Source organism: Moraxella sp. CTOTU47915 (genome assembly GCF_031986685.1).
In the GTDB taxonomy this organism is placed as follows: domain Bacteria; phylum Pseudomonadota; class Gammaproteobacteria; order Pseudomonadales; family Moraxellaceae; genus Faucicola; species Faucicola tetraodonis.
On sequence record NZ_DAMAAE010000001.1, the window covers coordinates 182,100 to 199,156 of the forward strand.

Genomic DNA, 17,057 nt, shown 5'->3' on the forward strand with positions numbered 1-17,057 from the left:
AAGTAAAGCCGGGTATAAGTCTGCTCGGCTTTTTATTGGTCATTTAATTATTGAATATTTAAATCCTGCTTGCATCATTATTTTCATTTTTTAAAAATTAAAAAATTGTGCCGCTTGTGCTTGAAATAGTTTTGCATTCACCCTAACTATGACAACGAACCATCATAAATTGGGTTAATTATTTTTATTGTTATTCTTATTTTTAGGAGTTACTTACTATGGCAGATTCAAACAAACCTGAGCCAAAAAAACATAGCTTTGAAGCTGAAGTCGCGCAACTATTACATCTAGTCACCCACTCGCTTTATTCAAATGCGGATATCTTTGTGCGTGAGCTGGTCTCAAATGCGTCTGATGCCTGTGACAAGTTGCGCTTTGAAGGCAATCAAAACGACGCGCTGTATGAAGGTGACAGTGAACTACGCATTCGCATTGATATTGATAAAGATGCCAAAACCATCAGCTTTATTGACAATGGTATCGGTATGAACGAAGCCGATGCGGTAGAGCATTTGGGTACTATTGCCAAATCAGGCACCAAAGCTTTCTTAGAAAAATTATCCGATGCACAAAAACAAGACGGCAATTTGATTGGTCAATTTGGGGTGGGTTTTTATTCAGGTTTTATCGTAGCGGACACCATCACGGTGGAATCGCGTAAAGCAGGTGAGCCTGCCAGCCAAGGCGTACGCTGGGTTTCAGACGGTACCGGTGAATTCACCACCGAAACCATCGAAAAGCCTACCCGTGGCACGACAGTGATTTTACATATCACCGATGAACACAGTGAATACCTTGACCGCCAAAAAATCAAATCTTTAGTCAATAAATACTCTGACCATATCAGCCTGCCAATCCAAATGCGCAAAGAAGTTTGGCAAGAAGAAGAACTCACTGACGCGCAAAAAACTGCTAATTCAGAACCAGGGGGCGAAACTGTCAAAGGTGAGATGCCCCAAGGTCAAATGATAACCACTGACGAATGGGAAACCATTAACCAAGCCAATGCCCTATGGACGCGCTCACCTTCAGAAATAGAAGACGAAGAGTATCAAGAATTTTATAAAAATCTTACCTACGACTATGATGAGCCGCTAACTTGGACGCACAACCGTGTCGAAGGACGTCTACAATATACCCAGCTGCTATATATCCCTAAAAAAGCGCCGTTTGACCTGTACCAACGTGAGCAAAAACACGGTCTAAAACTGTACGTCAAACGTGTATTTATCATGGATGATGCCGAGCAGTTATTGCCGATGTATTTGCGTTTTGTCAAAGGGGTGATTGATACCGCTGATTTACCGCTCAATGTCAGCCGTGAAATCCTGCAAGAGTCTCGCGATGTCAAATCTATCCGCGATGGTAACGCTCGCCGTATATTGACCGTGCTAGCTAGCCTAGCCAATAGCGATGAAGCCGAAAAACAAGAAAAATATAAACAATTTTATGCTGAATTTGGCAACGTCTTAAAAGAAGGCTTGGGTGAAGACCAGAGCAATATGGATAAAATTGCCAAATTATTGCGCTATGCCACTACCACTGATGACAATGTGGTCACCAGCTTTGACGACTATAAAGGTCGTATGAAAGACGGTCAAAAGGCGATTTATTATCTAACAGCTGAAAACCTTGCCGCCGCCAAAGCCAGTCCGCAACTTGAAGTGTTCAAGAAAAAAGGCATTGAAGTCATCTTGATGACCAACCCGGTTGATGAATGGGCAATGAACTTTATGTTTGAGTACGATGGCACACCGCTACAAAACATCGCCAAAGGCGCGGTAGACTTGGGTGATTTGACCGATGAAGCCGAAAAGGAAGAAGCCAAAAAAGCGGAAGAAACCTTCAAGCCTGTGGTAGAAAAACTCAAAGGCGTGTTAGGTAGCCGTGCTAAAGATGTGCGCGTGTCAAATCGTTTGGTGGATAGCCCTGCTCTGCTCGTTACCGCTGATGGTGAACTATCACCACAGATGATGCAAATGCTCAAACAAATGGGTCAGCCTGTGCCGGAGAGCAAGCCAATTTTGGAAGTCAACCCAAACCATCCACTCATTCAAAAATTGGAAAGCGCAGAGCAGTTCGATGACCTCGCGCAAGTGATTTTTGACCAAGCATTACTTGCCGAAGGCGGTCAGCTTGAAGACCCAGCCGCTTATCTAAAACGCATCAATGCGTTGTTGATGAAGTAAGTTATTTTGCTGGCTTCAAAATAAAGCCGATAAATAAAAATAAATAAATACCGAAGCCTAGGCTGTTACTTAGGCTTCGGTTTTTTTTGAAAACCACCGCCATCGTATCGGCTAGTGGTTGTAAACACTATTATTTCATCAGCGCTCTGCCAGCATACATTGTTTGGGGATTTGCTTGCGATTGAGTGAGGTGATACAGCCCCAACTACCATCGACTTTACTATCACCAATACGGTACATGGTCAGCGTCTGACCATTGAGCCAGCGATTGGGAAACGGCACGCCTCGTACTGTCGCTTGAATCATGCAATGACTGTCAGTTGGAATACTTTCTGCTTGGGTCAACACTTTTAACACCACTTTTTGGTTATCTGTGCTTAGCGGTGTATTGACAGGACATTGACCGGTGGCTTTGTAGATGGCATCGACTCGTCCCTGTGCGCTTTCTACGATATCAAGCACCTCAAACAGCGTGGCATTGGCTTTTTGTTTGGCATAAATCGGCAAAAACTGCACTTGAATCACAAACAAAGAAAACGCATAAAACCCAAACGCCAGCGCCAAACCTACCAAACTCACGCCGCCGTGCCTGCGGATATGAGCCAGCTGTTTTTCTTCATCCCGCGGATACATTTCAATCGCATCGGCGATTTCACGGCGCGCCATCCGATAATAATAAGCATCGCTCCAACGTGCTACCATTACCGACCAAAACAGCCAAATCGCAAGCCCAATGCCAATACGTAGCGGCATACGAATCGCTTCATCAAGATTGCGTATCAATAAGTACTCTATCGCCACCAAAATGATGGTGACATTAAGCTGAATAAATGACCATCCCGCCACCGAATAGACAATGCTATCTAAGAATCGCTTACGGTATAACAGCCAAGGAAACGTCATCAAAAAACCTGCCCAATGCCACTTTGCCGTCAATCGCCCTGCTTGATCAAACTGGGCAAAACGCTTGAGATAATACGCCTGCGAACGATTGCCGATAAAGGCTTTGTCATACATCAGACGCTGTTTATCAGTTAGCTGTGGCTGCCAAAATGGCGGCGGTGATGTTTTTTCAAGAAATAACATGGCGATTAGGGATTATCCATTGGTTGTTTTCACTTGTTGAGGTTTTCACTTTTTGGGGTTTTCACTTATAATAGCCGAATTTTATCACAACCACCCCTTATCACACCAACTACGATTTTGCAAATGATGACACCCCAACACACCCAAATTTCTGAGACAGTCGATGCGGCTAAACCCGATGCCCAATGCCTTTCTCCCAATCCATCCACTGCCCTACAACCAAATGATGAAAACCCTGATTCATCCCTGCACTATCGCGCCATTCAAACTTTTATGAAGCGCAAAACCCATGTGGGCAAAAAGGCAGAAGCTGGGTTACAGTCAGACTTTGCCCATTTTTTTGTTCAGCCCAATTTGGATGCAATTCAAGCAATGGATATCGGCGGCATAACCAATTTGCGTGAGCTATTTTCAAACCCTGATGCGCCTTTGACACTCGAAATTGGCTTTGGTATGGGCACAAGCTTGGTGGAAATGGCAAAAAATGAGCCAACACGAAACTTTGTCGGCATTGAAGTGCATGAGGCAGGACTGGGTAATTGTGCATTTTTGGCAGGGGAACTCGGTCTAAATAACCTCAAACTCATCAGTGGCGATGCCATTGCCCTGATGCAGCAATTACCGGCGGCGCATATTGACACGCTGCAGTTGTATTTTCCCGACCCTTGGCAAAAAAAGCGCCATTACAAACGCCGTTTTGTCAGTGCTGATCGCATGAGTGTGGTGGAACAGGTGCTTAAAAAAGGCGGCATATTTCATGCTGCCACCGATTGGGAACATTATGCCCACTGGATGATTGAAGTCATGGATGGTTTAACCGCGTTTGCAAATGTAGAAGGCAAAAACAGCGAAGGTATAGGTAACTTTTTGCCACGTCCTGATTTTCGCCCACTAACTAAATTTGAAAAACGGGGTATGGAGGAAGGTCGCGCTATTTACGATATTATGTATCGCAAAGTTTAGCGCGTTGACAATTTTATGCCATAAACAGGATAATCACAGCGATTATCCTTTTTTTATGCCTAAAATTTTTCTACAATGTGACTTTTCGTTATTAGATGGTATCTATCAGGATGTCGATTAGCGTGTGATGCCAATTGTAAAATCTCTATGACTGCTATCAATTTTTAGTGGTTTTATTACCTTGAATCGGGATGACTTTAGGAGTGATGGGATGACACCCGTTTATATTACATTTACGTTGTATTTGATTTTGGTATTGGGCATCGGGTTTGCGGCATATTTTGCCACGCGTAACTTTGATGACTATATTTTGGGTGGCCGTAGTCTAGGCAGTTTTGTGACCGCGATGTCGGCGGGTGCGTCAGATATGTCAGGATGGCTGCTGATGGGGTTACCTGGGGCGATTTATGTATCGGGGTTGAGTGAATCTTGGATTGCGATTGGCTTGGTGATTGGTGCGTATTTTAACTGGCTTTTGGTGGCGGGTCGACTGCGGGTGCATACTGAGTTTAATAACAATGCGCTGACTTTGCCTGAATACTTTCACCACCGTTTTGGCGCCAACAATAAATTGATTAAAATTGCTTCAGCGGCGATTATTTTGTTTTTCTTTACGATTTATTGCGCCTCAGGCATTGTCGCAGGTGCGCGACTATTTGAAAGCTTGTTTGAAATTGACTATGCCACGGCTATGTGGCTAGGGGCATTTGCCACCGTTATCTATACCTTTATTGGGGGCTTTTTGGCGGTAAGCTGGACGGATACGATTCAAGCAAGTTTGATGATTTTTGCGCTGATATTCGCGCCCATCATGGTTTATTTAAATTTAGGCGGTATGGATGAGATTCATGCGGCGGTCAGTATGGCGGCACAGGCAAACAACAAAAACTACGGTAACTTGCTGTTTGGTACGTCATTCGTCGGTATCATCAGTGCGGCTGCGTGGGGCTTGGGTTATTTTGGTCAGCCGCATATTTTGGCGCGTTTTATGGCGGCAAATTCGGTCAAATCACTAAATAATGCCCGCCGTATCGGTATGACTTGGATGATTTTGTGCCTAGCAGGCGCGGTGGCGGTCGGTTATTTTGGGCTTGCCTATATGACGGTGCATCCTGAACAAACTGCCATCTTAAAAGATAACAACGAGCGTATCTTTATCGGTTTGGCACAAGTATTATTTAACCCTTGGATTGTCGGTGTGGTGTTGTCGGCTATTTTAGCGGCGGTCATGAGTACCCTAAGCTGTCAATTATTGGTATGCTCAAGCGCGATTACAGAAGATTTTTATAAAGGCTTTATTCGCCCTACTGCCACGCAAAAAGAGCTGGTTTGGATTGGTCGCTTCATGGTGCTTTTGGTCTCAGCAATTGCCATTGTCATCGCCCAAAACCCAGACAGCAAAGTGTTGGGATTGGTCTCGTATGCTTGGGCAGGTTTTGGCGCGGCGTTTGGTCCTGTGGTATTGATGTCATTATTTTGGCGACGTATGACTGGCACAGGTGCGTTGGCGGGCATGCTTGTAGGCGCGTTGACGGTCATCGCTTGGAAACCATTAACCGGTAGTAGTCTGTATGAAATCGTACCAGGCTTTATTTTAGGCATGATTGCCATCTATGTGGTGTCGCTGTTAACGCCAGTGTCGGATAAAGTCATGGCACGTTTTGATGATGCCGATAAAGCCTATAACGATGCTCGTTAATATTGGATGCCAATTTAAATAGTCATTTAAATGACAAAAAGGGTGATACAGCTATCGCCCTTTTTTTGTTTTTCTTTTTCATTTTTTTATTGTCAAATGACAAACAACCAAATGACAAGCAACAAAAAAGCCAAACATCAAAATGCTTGGCTTAGCAAAACACGGGACTTGTCAAAATAGCGTGCGTTAAGTTATTTGCAAATGGTGGCGATGAAGAGACTTGAACTCTTGACCTCACGATTATGAGTCGTGCGCTCTAACCAGCTGAGCTACATCGCCATGTTTGGCAAATTTGCAGGATTTAGGCAGAATTTTGAAAGTATTTCTTGCCTGTCATGGGGTGCATATTATGCGTATTTAACCCTATGTCGTCAAGCATTTTGTCACATTTTTTTTCATTTTTTCAAAATTTAATTTTTTGCCTGTCGTGGCTGAGCATTGGCTGAGTATTGGCTTCAAAATCACTTGAAATGACAAAAACCCGTGAACGTCACTTGAATTTTTGCATATATTTACCATAATAGTATCAACGTGCCAAAATATTATATTGGTTACTGTGATACTCCCCTAATCTCTCAACCTTATGATTTATCACAACTATAAAAACCCATAAAAGGAAGCACTCTTGAGCGATACCATCAGCAGAACGGTCGATTTATCATCTCTAAAAGCCCACCAACTCAAAACCTTACTTGGCGAATACAATAACCACATTAAGTACCTTGAACATCGTCTGTCAGTCCACATTCACCAACGCAAAACCGATTTTGTGATTTCAGGTGAGCTTGATTCAGTCACACGTGCTGAGCGTATCTTGGCACAGCTTGCCGATGAAGCACAAAGCAACGACGTCATCTCGCCAGAAGATTTGCACCTGCTCGTGCAAACGAGTTTTAGCCGCGAGCAAGATTTAGCGCTAGAAAATGATGCCGCTAGTGAAAATGGCAGCGAGCGCGCAGATAGTACTGATTTCACCCCAATTAGTTTGAGAACCCGTAAAGGAAAAATCATTCCCCGCGGTTACAACCAACAGCAATATGTCAAAAAAATCTTACTGTCTGATGTTTCGTTTGGCGTAGGGCCTGCAGGGACGGGTAAGACTTACTTGGCGGTGGCTTGTGCGGTGGATATGCTAGAGCGCAATGAGATTGAGCGTATTTTGCTTGTGCGCCCTGCGGTAGAAGCAGGGGAAAAACTGGGCTTTTTACCAGGGGATTTGACCCAAAAAATCGACCCTTATTTACGCCCACTTTATGACGCTTTATATGAAATGCTAGGGTTTGAAAAAGTGGCAAAACTGATTGAAAAACAAGTCATTGAAGTAGCCCCCCTCGCCTACATGCGCGGTCGTACCTTAAATAATTCGTTTGTGATTTTGGATGAAGCACAAAACACCACCCCTGAGCAGATGAAAATGTTCTTGACTCGTTTGGGTTTTGGCTCACGGGCGGTCATCACGGGCGATATGTCACAGGTGGACTTACCTCGCGGCACCAAGTCAGGCTTGCGGCATTCGCTAGAAATCTTGGCGGATATTGAAGAAATTCATGTGACGCGGTTTGATAGCAAAGATGTGGTACGCCATCAATTGGTTCAAAAAATCGTGCAAGCCTACGATAAATACGATGAAGCGCAAGAAGCGATTAAAGAAGCCAAAAAGCAATCGCGCCTACTTGAACAAAGCCAAGCACAGTCCCAAGCCGCAAGTTCGGCTATCGGGGTAACGGATAACAACGCCCCGATTGATAAAGCACCGGTTGATAACGCTCCGATTAATAACGCACCCATTGATATAGGTATTGCGGAGTAGCTTATGTCATCAGCTTTGCCAACCCAAATTGATTTAACAGGTGATTTAGCAGGTGCTTTGCCGCAAGCGCCGATGAGTCAAGTGCCGATGAGTCAAGTGATAATTAGTTTCGCTGAAGACTTAATTGAACTGCCAAATTTTGGCGAACTTGAAGCCTTGTACCAACAAGACAAGATTGTCGCTATTTTGCAACAAGTGATGCATTATTTTCAAACCCACGGAGATACCACCGAAATACCTAGTCAACTGGGTGAATTTATCTTTCAAAAAACCGTTGAATTAGAAATTTATGTCACGGAGCCTGTGGAAGCTCGCGCCATCAATTTGGATGCGCGTGGCAAAGACTACGCCACCAATATTTTATCCTATGCCAGTGAATTGCCTGAAGCTGTACTAGAATTACTGCCTGCATTGCCGCTAGGTGAATTAGTGATTTGCCATGCGGTGGTGGTCAGTCAAGCCGCTGAGCAAGGCAAAACGGCTCAGCAGCATCTGACCCATTTGCTGGTGCATGGTATGCTGCATTTGCTGGGTTTTGACCATGAACTTGGGCAAGCTGAGCAAGATGAAATGGAAGCGATTGAAATCGCTGTCCTTGATAAGTTATCCGTTGCCAACCCTTATGAGTAAAATTTCAATTGAGTAAATCTATCACCAAATCAGGTATTGGCATTATCTACGCGGGCGGCACTTTTGGCAGTTATGGCAAACCGCTTGCTAGCTTAGATGCCGATATTTTTTTACCTGTGTTATCACATATTTTACACACCCATTTTGCCACCTACCCAAACCATGCACACGACCCTGTGGATTGGCAAATATTGGATAATGATGTCATTAAAGACAGTAGCCAGTTAACGCCTGCCGATTTTGCGCATTTTTATCAATTAATTGTACAAGCCATTGCGCAAGGGATTCGCCAATTTGTGGTGCTAACAGGCACCGATACGCTCAGCTACCTCGCGGCTTTTTTGGCAGAGTGTTTTGCGGGTAGTCATATCAGTATTGTGGTGACAGGGGCAATGAGACCTTTGCTTGATAGCAATGTGTTAACTGATTACCTTATCGACACGCAGAGCGATGCCACGCAGAATTTATTTGATGCCTGCAAATTAGCCCGTCATGGTGAGCCTGGGGTACGGGTGTGTTTTTCTGGTGAAGATTGGCCTGCCCAAACTGTGCAAAAAATTCATAGCCATGATTTAATGGCGTTTGTGGGGCACCACCGTGCTGGTTATCCCGCCAATAGCTATACCGCAAAAATCACCCAGGCTCAGCATCAACTTTGGCTAGAAGATCGGTTGAGTGAATTGCCGCAAGTGTTTGACAGCTTGTCCCATGCCAACATTGCCACACTCTATTTGACGCCCGTAGATACGCAGTTGCTCGCCACTCGCTTGGATAATTTATTGTCTGAAAAACCTGATGCCATCATTATTTTGGCATTTGGTGCAGGCAATGTGCCGTATGCCGAATCCATCAAAAACCAATTATTACAGGCGAAAAAACAAGGCTGTCTGGTTGCAGTGACGACCCAATGCGCGTATGGCGGCGTCAGCCAAGCGTATGAAGCGGGGGCATGGCTGGCTCAATGTGAGGTTTTGATGACGGGACGATTGACCTTACCTGCCATATTTGCCCGTCTGCTTTGGTTGATTGGCAGTTATGATAACCCTGCTCGCCGCCGTCAGCGCTGGGCGCATTGTCTAAAAGATACCCACACCGTCGCCTAATAACTGATTAGTTGTTATACTAGGCTTTTTTATCGTAGGTTTTGGCAAAATTGGCTTTTTTATGACTGTAAATACTTATGCGATCAGCATCGAATTTATTGGTACTCGCTATCGCGGCTGGCAACGACAACAAGAAGTTGATAGTATTCAGCAGCATGTTGAAGCAGCGTTATCAAAGATAGCCAATGAACCCATAGAAGTCATTGCTGCAGGTCGTACTGATGCCGGCGTCCATGCGTCAAATATGATTGCCCATTTTCAAACCAGTGCCACGCGTCAGCCTTATAATTGGCTGCGTGCCGCAAATTCTCTACTACCTGATGATATCGCGGTGCGCTGGATACAAGTGATGCCTGCTGAGTTTCATGCGCGCTTTTCTGCCATTGCTCGACGCTACCGCTATATTACCCTCAATCACCCCTTTCGACCTGCGATACTCAATCAGCAAATTACTCATGAATACGCCCCACTGAATGTCCAACTGATGCAGCAGGCAGCGACCTATCTGGAAGGCACTCATGATTTTACCAGTTTTCGTGCCGCTTCCTGCCAATCTAATCAGCCTGTGCGCCATGTCCATTTTGCCAAATTGATTCAGCATGGTGAGCTATTGGTACTGGATATCCAAGCCGATGGTTTTTTGCATCACATGGTGCGAAATATTATGGGTACGTTATTTGAAATTGGGCGCGGTGAAAAGCCAGTCGCATGGATTGAAACATTGCTACTGAGCAAAAACCGGTCACTTGCGGCAGCGACGGCCTCTGCTGATGGGCTGTACTTTATCAACGCGCTGTATCCACCCCAATTTCAATCACTGTTGCCGGTAACAAGGCTATCCCCTATTTGGCTAAATTTGCCTGAATAAGGGCGCGATGTGCGCAAATCTTCTAGCTGTTTTTTTCAATTGATTGATTTAGGGCTTAAAAGTTGCGATAACACACGCATCAGCGTATAATCTGCATTTATACATTTGACTCATAGATATAGGTATTATGGCAAAAAAAGACGATGTAATTGAATTTGAAGGCGAAGTGGTTGATACTTTACCTAACACATTATTTAAAGTGCGTTTAGAAAATGGGCATGAAATTATTGCGCATATTTCTGGAAAAATGCGTAAAAACTATATTCGTATCTTAACAGGCGATAAAGTTAAAGTTGAAATGACACCTTACGACTTGTCGAAAGGACGTATTACTTACCGCGGTCGATAGTTGTTTAGCTAGATATAGTCAGTAAAAAGAGGGTGTTAACTCATTGGGTTAACACCCTCTTTTTTTCGTGACTGCTCAGGTCAATAAATTCTTACAAAAATGTGATTCTATGGTTGTCAATTGTTAAAATTTTGATTATTCTTTGACTGACGAAAGGAAGGTATTACGTCAATTCTAATTTATTGATAAGTTTTTATTAAATTAGCTGTTAGACGTGATGATTAAAATCAAACAGGGAGCTTCACATGTCATTTAAAATTTCTTCTCTTGCGCTAGCCGTTGCTACGCTTTCTACTGTTTCTATCGCAAACGCCGCTGGTCTAGACCGCTCTACCCAACCAAGCTGGGCTTTTACCGAGCAAGGTACTTTTGCCTATGTTGAGCACATTACTATTGATCCAACAATCGAGGGTAAAGATAACGCAAAGGTTGCGACGACTGAGGCAAACTTTACCGCTGGTCGCAATGTCCCTGATATGGCCGATGACTACCAGTTTTTAAATTTCGGGGCAAAAGCCGATGTCAATGATACCATCAGCGTAGGGGCATTTTTTGATCAGCCTTGGGGCGCAGATGTTAATTACTCAGGTGACAATAATTTTGTGGGTGCGCCAACAAATGTTGTTAATGGCATTTATTCAGATGTCACCAAAGCCTTACAAGCCAGTAATTCTGAGGCACTACCCGTAACCAATGCCAATGATTTGCAAGGAGTGATTGACACAATTAATGCAGGACAGGCGAGTTTACCCACCCTACAAAACCAGCTTGCTCAAGTTAATGCAGGTTTAACCACCCCCAATTTGCCCACTGCCGTTAAAGATCAATTGACGTTTCAAAAAACCCGGCTTGAAACAGGTATTGCTACTATCAATAAAGGGGTAGCAAGCCTACCAACTTTATTACGGGCGCAGGAAGTCACAGGCAATCTGTCGAAAGTTGATGGTGGTACCAATGTGAGCATCACTAGCCAAAATTTCACAGGACTGTTGGGGGTAAAACTGGGTGAAAAGAAAAACATTCAAATCTATGGTGGTCCTACGATTCAGCGTTTAGAAGGTGATGTCCACTTACGTGGTAACGCGTATGGTACTGCATCAGGATATGATGCAAATATTACGCGTGATACGGCTTATGGTTGGATGGCTGGGATTGCTTATTTAAAACCTGAAATTGCCCTCAAAGCCGCGTTAACCTATCGCTCTGAAATCGACCATGATGTCAATATGGCGGAAAATTTTCCTGCACTTGGTGCAGCGGGTGTCGGCACCAATGAAATTACTATCACCACGCCAAAATCTGTTAACTTAGATTTCCAAACAGGTCTCAATCCAACAACCCTTTTAACTGCAAAAGCGCGTTGGGTTCCATGGAGTGATTTTGCAATTAAACCAAAAATTTATAATGCAGCAGCAATAGCTAGTGGAAATGGTGACCTTAATTTGGTTGATTATTCTAAAGACGCTTGGACTGCTGAAGTCGGTCTAGGTAAGAAACTATCGCCACAATTGGCTATTTCGGGCGCTGTGGGTTATGACTCAGGCGCAGGCAATCCCATCACTTCTCTAGGACCTGTCGAAGGTAACTGGAATGTGGGCTTGGGGGCAAAATACAATTTGACACCTGAATGGGCTGTCTCAGGTGGCGTTAAATACTTAATGTTTGGTGATGCCAAAGCAAATCTACCCGATGGTAGTATTGTTGGCGATTTCCAAGATAATGATGGCTGGGTATATGGTCTACGTTTATCTTACCAAAAGAAATAAGCTAACTTTCAATAACATGAAAGCCAATCTGTTCATCAGGTTGGCTTTTTTTATGTGTCTAGTTAATCAATATTGACACAGTAAGCCTTTCATGATTATCACATAGATGCCGCTTCAACGATATATTCTATAATTTAATTTGCAAGATTGGTCAGTGCTATGGTGAGATTGCCAATGCTTGGTACCGTGACGCCATTGGTTTTTTTTGGGTAAAGTTTGGCTTTTTGCACTTGTTGGCAAATAAATTTATCCACCTCTGGATCACCCGATGTTTGCGTAATCCTGCATTTTTCCACGCCACCTTGGGCATTGACATTGAGTTTTACTTGTAGGCTGGATAGCTGTTTTAGTGTCACAATACGGGATAAATTGGGTGGTAACTGCGTGTTAGGTCTTTTCTGCCAACTTGCCTCCGCATTGCCAAAGGTGATGGGTGTTGCTGGTTTTGGTGACGAATTAATAGTTGGGACAGCGGGGAAAGCTGAAATAATTGGGCTAACGGGCCGATTTGGCGTTTTTTGTATTTGAGAACGCATCGAGTCTTTAGATGATTTAGCAGATAATTTAGCACGCTCATCGTGAGTTATAGGTTTTAAAGCATACTCAGCATTGGTATGGCTTTGGTCAGTAGTAGCTGAGTTGGTGATAGTAGCTGATTTGGGTTGAGCAAGAGATTGGCTAGTGTTTGAACTTATGTTACGTTCTATTTGCACCGCTTGCTGTTGTTCATAGTGAGCGTTATTTTCATGGGCGTTTATTAATGGCGGGTTAGGAATATCCAGGGTTTTTGCTTGATTTTCAGTTTGAATATGACTTGCTGTAGATAACGCAGTTTTAGGTTGACTGGCTTTTTTTTGGTGAGTCGAATTATCTATCGTTGGTCTGCGTTCGTTTGGCTTGTGGTTATTATCTTTTGCTGGGTCATTTACCGGTTTAGCGGGTGTAGGGTTTGGTGTTGGGAACGTTTTTTCTTTAATATCAGCCGCTTGTGTGTTAGTGCTAGGATAAGCTTGCTTGGTAGGGTTTGCATGATTAATGGCGACAGGCGGTTGTGAATGGTAGGTCTGTGAAGGGTGAGGCTTCAGCTGGATAAAGCTGATTTCGAGCGGCTGTGTGGTTTGCGGTTTGATTTTTAATGGCGTTTGGTACTGAAAAAATAGATATAGCAGCAGCCCATGCAACGCGGTAACGATGCCAACTACCACTACCCTAATATATAGTTTTGACGATTTGTTATGAGATGATGGGGTAGATAGCATAACAGGGGAATCGCTTGATGCACGCTTTAATGATGACAGATGATATTGCCATCTTAATTTGACTTCCTCCCCTCCCTAAAGCGAGGGGATTCCTTCTGCAAGACGGTGAAGCCCCACCGCAAACCTTAAATAGTGGCAACCGCCCGTACGACACACCGTACATTTAAGGTTCTTATTTTAAACTAATCCTACCATTAGGATTGTCAATAGACACGGATTAGCTTAAGTGTGTGTTTGGAGTGCCTTACCAGTTAAGTTACTGCGTACTCGCAATTTAGTCTTAACTTAACTGTTGAGTGCAAGACATTAAATATAGTGATATGAGTATAGCAAATCTTATAGAGTTAAGCAATTGCCTTATATCCACCACCTGAAGTCGGTGGTTTTACGGCAAGGTCAGATAAAGCCGCTTGTCCAATAATGACGCTTTTTTGCCTATCAATTGATTCAGCGGGCTTGGCAAGGCAGGCATTTTTTGCATGGGTGGCAATCCAATCTTTATGCAAGAAAAAACCTAAAATGAATAAAATTCATCATTTTTAAATTTTAATTCGTTTTTATTCATCTTAATTTTAGCGTATAACTGTCTTTGTACTTTTAGCCGTGACGATTTTTAGTAATCGTAGGGTGCTAAAAGAAAATTTTTTGCGCGACTATTACGGAGATTATAGACATGACTTTACCGATTGATTGTCATATCAAAACCACTGCATTTGATGAAAACTACCAACCTGCCAAAGATACTAGGCTGACTACCAACTTTGCCAATCTGGCACGGGGTGAACACCGCCAGCAAAACTTACGCAATACCCTGCAAATGATTAACCATCGATTTAATGACTTGGCACATTGGGACAATGTGACGGGCGACCGCTATCAGGTCGAGCTTGAGATTGTCTCTGCCAATCTTGAGATAGCGGGTACGGGAGACAGCTTTCCGGCTATTGAGATTTTAAAAACCGTTATCTTTGACACCCAGACCCAGCAGCGAATCGATGGCATCGTGGGTAACAGTTTTTCTTCCTATGTGCGCGATTATGACTTTAGTGTATGGCTATTGGCGCATAACAAAAACCAGCCATCGTTTAGCGTGCCTGAGCGCTTTGGGGATTTGCATGGTAAGTTGTTTGAGTATGTGCTGAACTCGCCTGCCTATCGTGAGCAATTTAACAAACCACCGGTGATTTGTCTGAGTGTATCGACCACTAAGACCTACACCCGAACCGCCAATTGTCATCCGATTTTGGGCACTGAATATGTACAAGACGCGTATTCGCTGACAGATGAGTACTTTAGCAAAATGGGGTTATCGGTGCGTTATTTTATGCCGCCAAAATCAGTGGCGCCTTTTGCATTTTATTTTAAAGGTGATTTGCTCAATGACTACACCAACCTTGAGCTTATCAGCGCGATTAGCACGATGGAAACGTTCCAAAAAATCTATCGTCCTGAGATTTATAACGCCAATAGCGTGGCAGGTCAAAGCTATCAGCCGAGTTTAAATCATGAGGATTATTCACTGACCAAAATCGAGTATGACCGTGAAGAACGTAGCCAGCTAGCGATTCAACAAGGTCAATACACAGAAACCCACTTTATTAAACCCTACCAAACCTTATTACAAAACTGGTTAAATTCGCAAGTCGCTTAACCCAAGTAACTTAACCCAAGTAGCTTAATAAGTCGCTTAAGCAGTTTTGCTAACACCAAACAATTAAAGAGAAAACAATGACGACACTTTTTCCAACATCAACGGCAGGTAGCCTGCCTAAACCAAGCTGGCTTGCTGAACCTGAACAACTTTGGTCACCTTGGAAGCTGACAGACAGCGCGCTTGTCCAAGGCAAACAAGACGCGTTATTGGTATCATTGCAGCAGCAATTAGCGGCAGGCATTGATATTGTGAGTGACGGCGAGCAAACCCGCCAACATTTTGTCACCACCTTTATTGAGCATCTAGATGGGGTTGATTTTGCCAATCGCGCTACGGTAAAAATTCGCAATCGCTATGAAGCCAGTGTGCCGACTGTGGTAGGTGCGGTGTCGCGCCCGCAATCGGTATTTGCTGAGGACGCCAAGTTTTTACGTCAGCACACAGACAAACCTATCAAATGGGCGCTACCTGGACCCATGACCATGATTGATACCTTAAGTGACCAATACTACGGCAGCCGCGAAAAACTGGCTTGGGAATTTGCTACCCTACTCAACCAAGAAGCCAAAGAACTCGAGGCGGCAGGGGTTAATATTATTCAATTTGATGAGCCTGCCTTTAATGTATTTTTTGATGAAGTTAATGATTGGGGCATTGCGGCACTTGAACGTGCTATCGAAGGGTTGAAATGTGACACTGCCGTCCATATCTGTTATGGTTATGGTATCAAAGCCAATACTGATTGGAAACAAACCTTGGGCAGTGAATGGCGACAATATGAAGCCATCTTCCCCAAACTACAGCAATCGGCGATTGATATGGTGTCGCTAGAATGTCACAATTCGCGCGTACCGATGGAACTTATCGAATTGATTCGTGGCAAAAAAGTGATGGTGGGCGCGATTGATGTGGCGACGCATCAGATAGAAACGCCTGAGCAAGTGGCAGCAACGCTACATAAAGCCTTGCAGTTTGTGGATGCTGAAAATTTGTACCCTTGTACCAATTGCGGGATGGCGCCGCTCCCCCGTCATGTGGCACAAGGCAAGTTGTCTGCCTTAGCACAAGGCGCCAAGCTTGTCCGAAATGACTATTTAGCCACGCATCAATTGGACGACCTCATAATTTAAAAAGTACTTTGGAAAAAATAATGGTTGACGTTACTGATTTTAGAAATGCCATGTCGATGTTATCGGCTGCGGTCAATGTGGTCACTACTGATGGCCCTGCGGGTCGTCATGGCTTTACTGCATCGGCGGTGTGCAGTGTAACCGATACCCCACCGACCTTGCTCGTATGCATGAATACCGCCTCACGCTCGTATGAATATTTCGTGCAAAACAAGGTATTGGCGGTGAATGTGCTTGCCGATCATCATGCACCATTATCTGCGGTTTTTGCATCAAAACTCGAAGCGCAAGCGCGCTTTGAGCATGGCACATGGCATACCTTGATGACCCAATCACCGATTTTGGACAATGCCTTGGTGAGCTTTGATTGCCAAATCGAGCAAATCCAAGAAGTCGGCACACACGGGATTTTTATCTGTCGTATCGAAGCCATACAACAAGGCAAAGACCAGACAGGCTTGGTGTATTTTAACCGTGAATACCATGCCGTCAATAAAATTAAAGTCGATACGCCCAGCCAACCATAATGCCAAGCACAGAGTCAGATTTTG

15 protein-coding genes and 1 tRNA gene are annotated in these 17,057 nt (G+C 44.0%); 12 read left to right on the forward strand and 4 right to left on the reverse strand.

What is annotated here, in order from left to right:
- The first annotated feature begins 218 nt into the window (after nt 1-218).
- On the forward strand, nt 219-2,189 hold the full coding sequence (htpG, locus tag RTL34_RS00800; protein WP_312113829.1) for a molecular chaperone HtpG: 1,971 nt from the start codon (nt 219-221) through the stop codon (nt 2,187-2,189).
- 138 nt (nt 2,190-2,327) lie between these two features.
- On the opposite strand, the gene RTL34_RS00805 is transcribed toward htpG, so the two are convergent.
- A complete protein-coding gene (locus RTL34_RS00805; protein WP_050324205.1) occupies nt 2,328-3,275 on the reverse strand; it encodes a pilin in 948 nt (315 codons plus the stop codon).
- A 126-nt stretch (nt 3,276-3,401) separates the two neighbouring features.
- Between RTL34_RS00805 and trmB the strand changes: the two genes are divergently transcribed.
- Together trmB and putP are read left to right on the forward strand one after the other, a co-directional pair.
- Nucleotides 3,402-4,238, forward strand: a complete 837-nt coding sequence (gene trmB, locus RTL34_RS00810) for a tRNA (guanosine(46)-N7)-methyltransferase TrmB (RefSeq protein WP_409455428.1) — start codon at nt 3,402-3,404, stop codon at nt 4,236-4,238.
- A gap of 211 nt (nt 4,239-4,449) precedes the next feature.
- Nucleotides 4,450-5,937, forward strand: a complete 1,488-nt coding sequence (gene putP / locus RTL34_RS00815) for a sodium/proline symporter PutP (RefSeq protein WP_312113835.1) — start codon at nt 4,450-4,452, stop codon at nt 5,935-5,937.
- A gap of 202 nt (nt 5,938-6,139) precedes the next feature.
- Here the strand turns inward: putP and RTL34_RS00820 are convergent.
- A tRNA-Met gene (locus RTL34_RS00820) sits at nt 6,140-6,216 on the reverse strand.
- Between the two features lie 346 nt (nt 6,217-6,562).
- Here RTL34_RS00820 and RTL34_RS00825 point away from each other — a divergent pair.
- From RTL34_RS00825 to RTL34_RS00850, 6 genes are all read left to right on the forward strand, one after another.
- Nucleotides 6,563-7,747, forward strand: a complete 1,185-nt coding sequence (locus RTL34_RS00825; RefSeq protein WP_312113837.1) for a PhoH family protein — start codon at nt 6,563-6,565, stop codon at nt 7,745-7,747.
- Between the two features lie 3 nt (nt 7,748-7,750).
- Nucleotides 7,751-8,377, forward strand: a complete 627-nt coding sequence (ybeY, locus tag RTL34_RS00830) for an rRNA maturation RNase YbeY (RefSeq protein WP_312113839.1) — start codon at nt 7,751-7,753, stop codon at nt 8,375-8,377.
- An 8-nt stretch (nt 8,378-8,385) separates the two neighbouring features.
- A complete protein-coding gene (locus RTL34_RS00835) occupies nt 8,386-9,480 on the forward strand; it encodes an asparaginase (protein WP_312113841.1) in 1,095 nt (364 codons plus the stop codon).
- 61 nt (nt 9,481-9,541) lie between these two features.
- Entirely contained in the window at nt 9,542-10,348 is an 807-nt protein-coding gene (gene truA / locus RTL34_RS00840; RefSeq protein ID WP_138019055.1) for a tRNA pseudouridine(38-40) synthase TruA, read from the forward strand.
- 127 nt (nt 10,349-10,475) lie between these two features.
- Nucleotides 10,476-10,697: a translation initiation factor IF-1 gene (infA, locus tag RTL34_RS00845; protein ID WP_007116282.1), complete on the forward strand. Its 222-nt coding sequence runs from the start codon at nt 10,476-10,478 to the stop codon at nt 10,695-10,697.
- Nucleotides 10,698-10,942: 245 nt separating this feature from the next.
- The gene (locus RTL34_RS00850) at nt 10,943-12,463 is read left to right on the forward strand and encodes an OmpP1/FadL family transporter (protein ID WP_312113845.1); all 1,521 of its coding nucleotides are present in this window, start codon (nt 10,943-10,945) and stop codon (nt 12,461-12,463) included.
- A 134-nt stretch (nt 12,464-12,597) separates the two neighbouring features.
- On the opposite strand, the gene RTL34_RS00855 is transcribed toward RTL34_RS00850, so the two are convergent.
- Complete coding sequence (locus tag RTL34_RS00855; protein ID WP_312113847.1) at nt 12,598-13,722, reverse strand: energy transducer TonB; 1,125 nt, start codon at nt 13,720-13,722, stop codon at nt 12,598-12,600.
- A 344-nt stretch (nt 13,723-14,066) separates the two neighbouring features.
- A complete protein-coding gene (locus RTL34_RS00860; RefSeq protein WP_157819367.1) occupies nt 14,067-14,228 on the reverse strand; it encodes a hypothetical protein in 162 nt (53 codons plus the stop codon).
- Nucleotides 14,229-14,395: 167 nt separating this feature from the next.
- Here RTL34_RS00860 and RTL34_RS00865 point away from each other — a divergent pair, with 167 nt between their 5' ends.
- From RTL34_RS00865 to RTL34_RS00875, 3 genes are all read left to right on the forward strand, one after another.
- Complete coding sequence (locus RTL34_RS00865; RefSeq protein WP_312113850.1) at nt 14,396-15,373, forward strand: DUF1852 domain-containing protein; 978 nt, start codon at nt 14,396-14,398, stop codon at nt 15,371-15,373.
- A gap of 77 nt (nt 15,374-15,450) precedes the next feature.
- Nucleotides 15,451-16,506: a methionine synthase gene (locus RTL34_RS00870; RefSeq protein ID WP_138019049.1), complete on the forward strand. Its 1,056-nt coding sequence runs from the start codon at nt 15,451-15,453 to the stop codon at nt 16,504-16,506.
- Between the two features lie 20 nt (nt 16,507-16,526).
- A complete protein-coding gene (locus RTL34_RS00875) occupies nt 16,527-17,033 on the forward strand; it encodes a flavin reductase (RefSeq protein ID WP_144917429.1) in 507 nt (168 codons plus the stop codon).
- Nucleotides 17,034-17,057: the final 24 nt, after the last annotated feature.

What these genes read in the sequence shown, in the direction of transcription:
- htpG (WP_312113829.1), top strand. Translation starts at nt 219, where the DNA reads ATGGCAGATTCAAACAAACCTGAGCCAAAAAAACATAGCTTTGAAGCT.
- RTL34_RS00805 (WP_050324205.1), bottom strand. Translation starts at nt 3,275, where the DNA reads ATGTTATTTCTTGAAAAAACATCACCGCCGCCATTTTGGCAGCCACAG.
- trmB (WP_409455428.1), top strand. Translation starts at nt 3,402, where the DNA reads ATGACACCCCAACACACCCAAATTTCTGAGACAGTCGATGCGGCTAAA.
- putP (WP_312113835.1), top strand. Translation starts at nt 4,450, where the DNA reads ATGACACCCGTTTATATTACATTTACGTTGTATTTGATTTTGGTATTG.
- ybeY (WP_312113839.1), top strand. Translation starts at nt 7,751, where the DNA reads ATGTCATCAGCTTTGCCAACCCAAATTGATTTAACAGGTGATTTAGCA.
- truA (WP_138019055.1), top strand. Translation starts at nt 9,542, where the DNA reads ATGACTGTAAATACTTATGCGATCAGCATCGAATTTATTGGTACTCGC.
- infA (WP_007116282.1), top strand. Translation starts at nt 10,476, where the DNA reads ATGGCAAAAAAAGACGATGTAATTGAATTTGAAGGCGAAGTGGTTGAT.
- RTL34_RS00850 (WP_312113845.1), top strand. Translation starts at nt 10,943, where the DNA reads ATGTCATTTAAAATTTCTTCTCTTGCGCTAGCCGTTGCTACGCTTTCT.
- RTL34_RS00855 (WP_312113847.1), bottom strand. Translation starts at nt 13,722, where the DNA reads ATGCTATCTACCCCATCATCTCATAACAAATCGTCAAAACTATATATT.
- RTL34_RS00865 (WP_312113850.1), top strand. Translation starts at nt 14,396, where the DNA reads ATGACTTTACCGATTGATTGTCATATCAAAACCACTGCATTTGATGAA.
- RTL34_RS00870 (WP_138019049.1), top strand. Translation starts at nt 15,451, where the DNA reads ATGACGACACTTTTTCCAACATCAACGGCAGGTAGCCTGCCTAAACCA.
- RTL34_RS00875 (WP_144917429.1), top strand. Translation starts at nt 16,527, where the DNA reads ATGGTTGACGTTACTGATTTTAGAAATGCCATGTCGATGTTATCGGCT.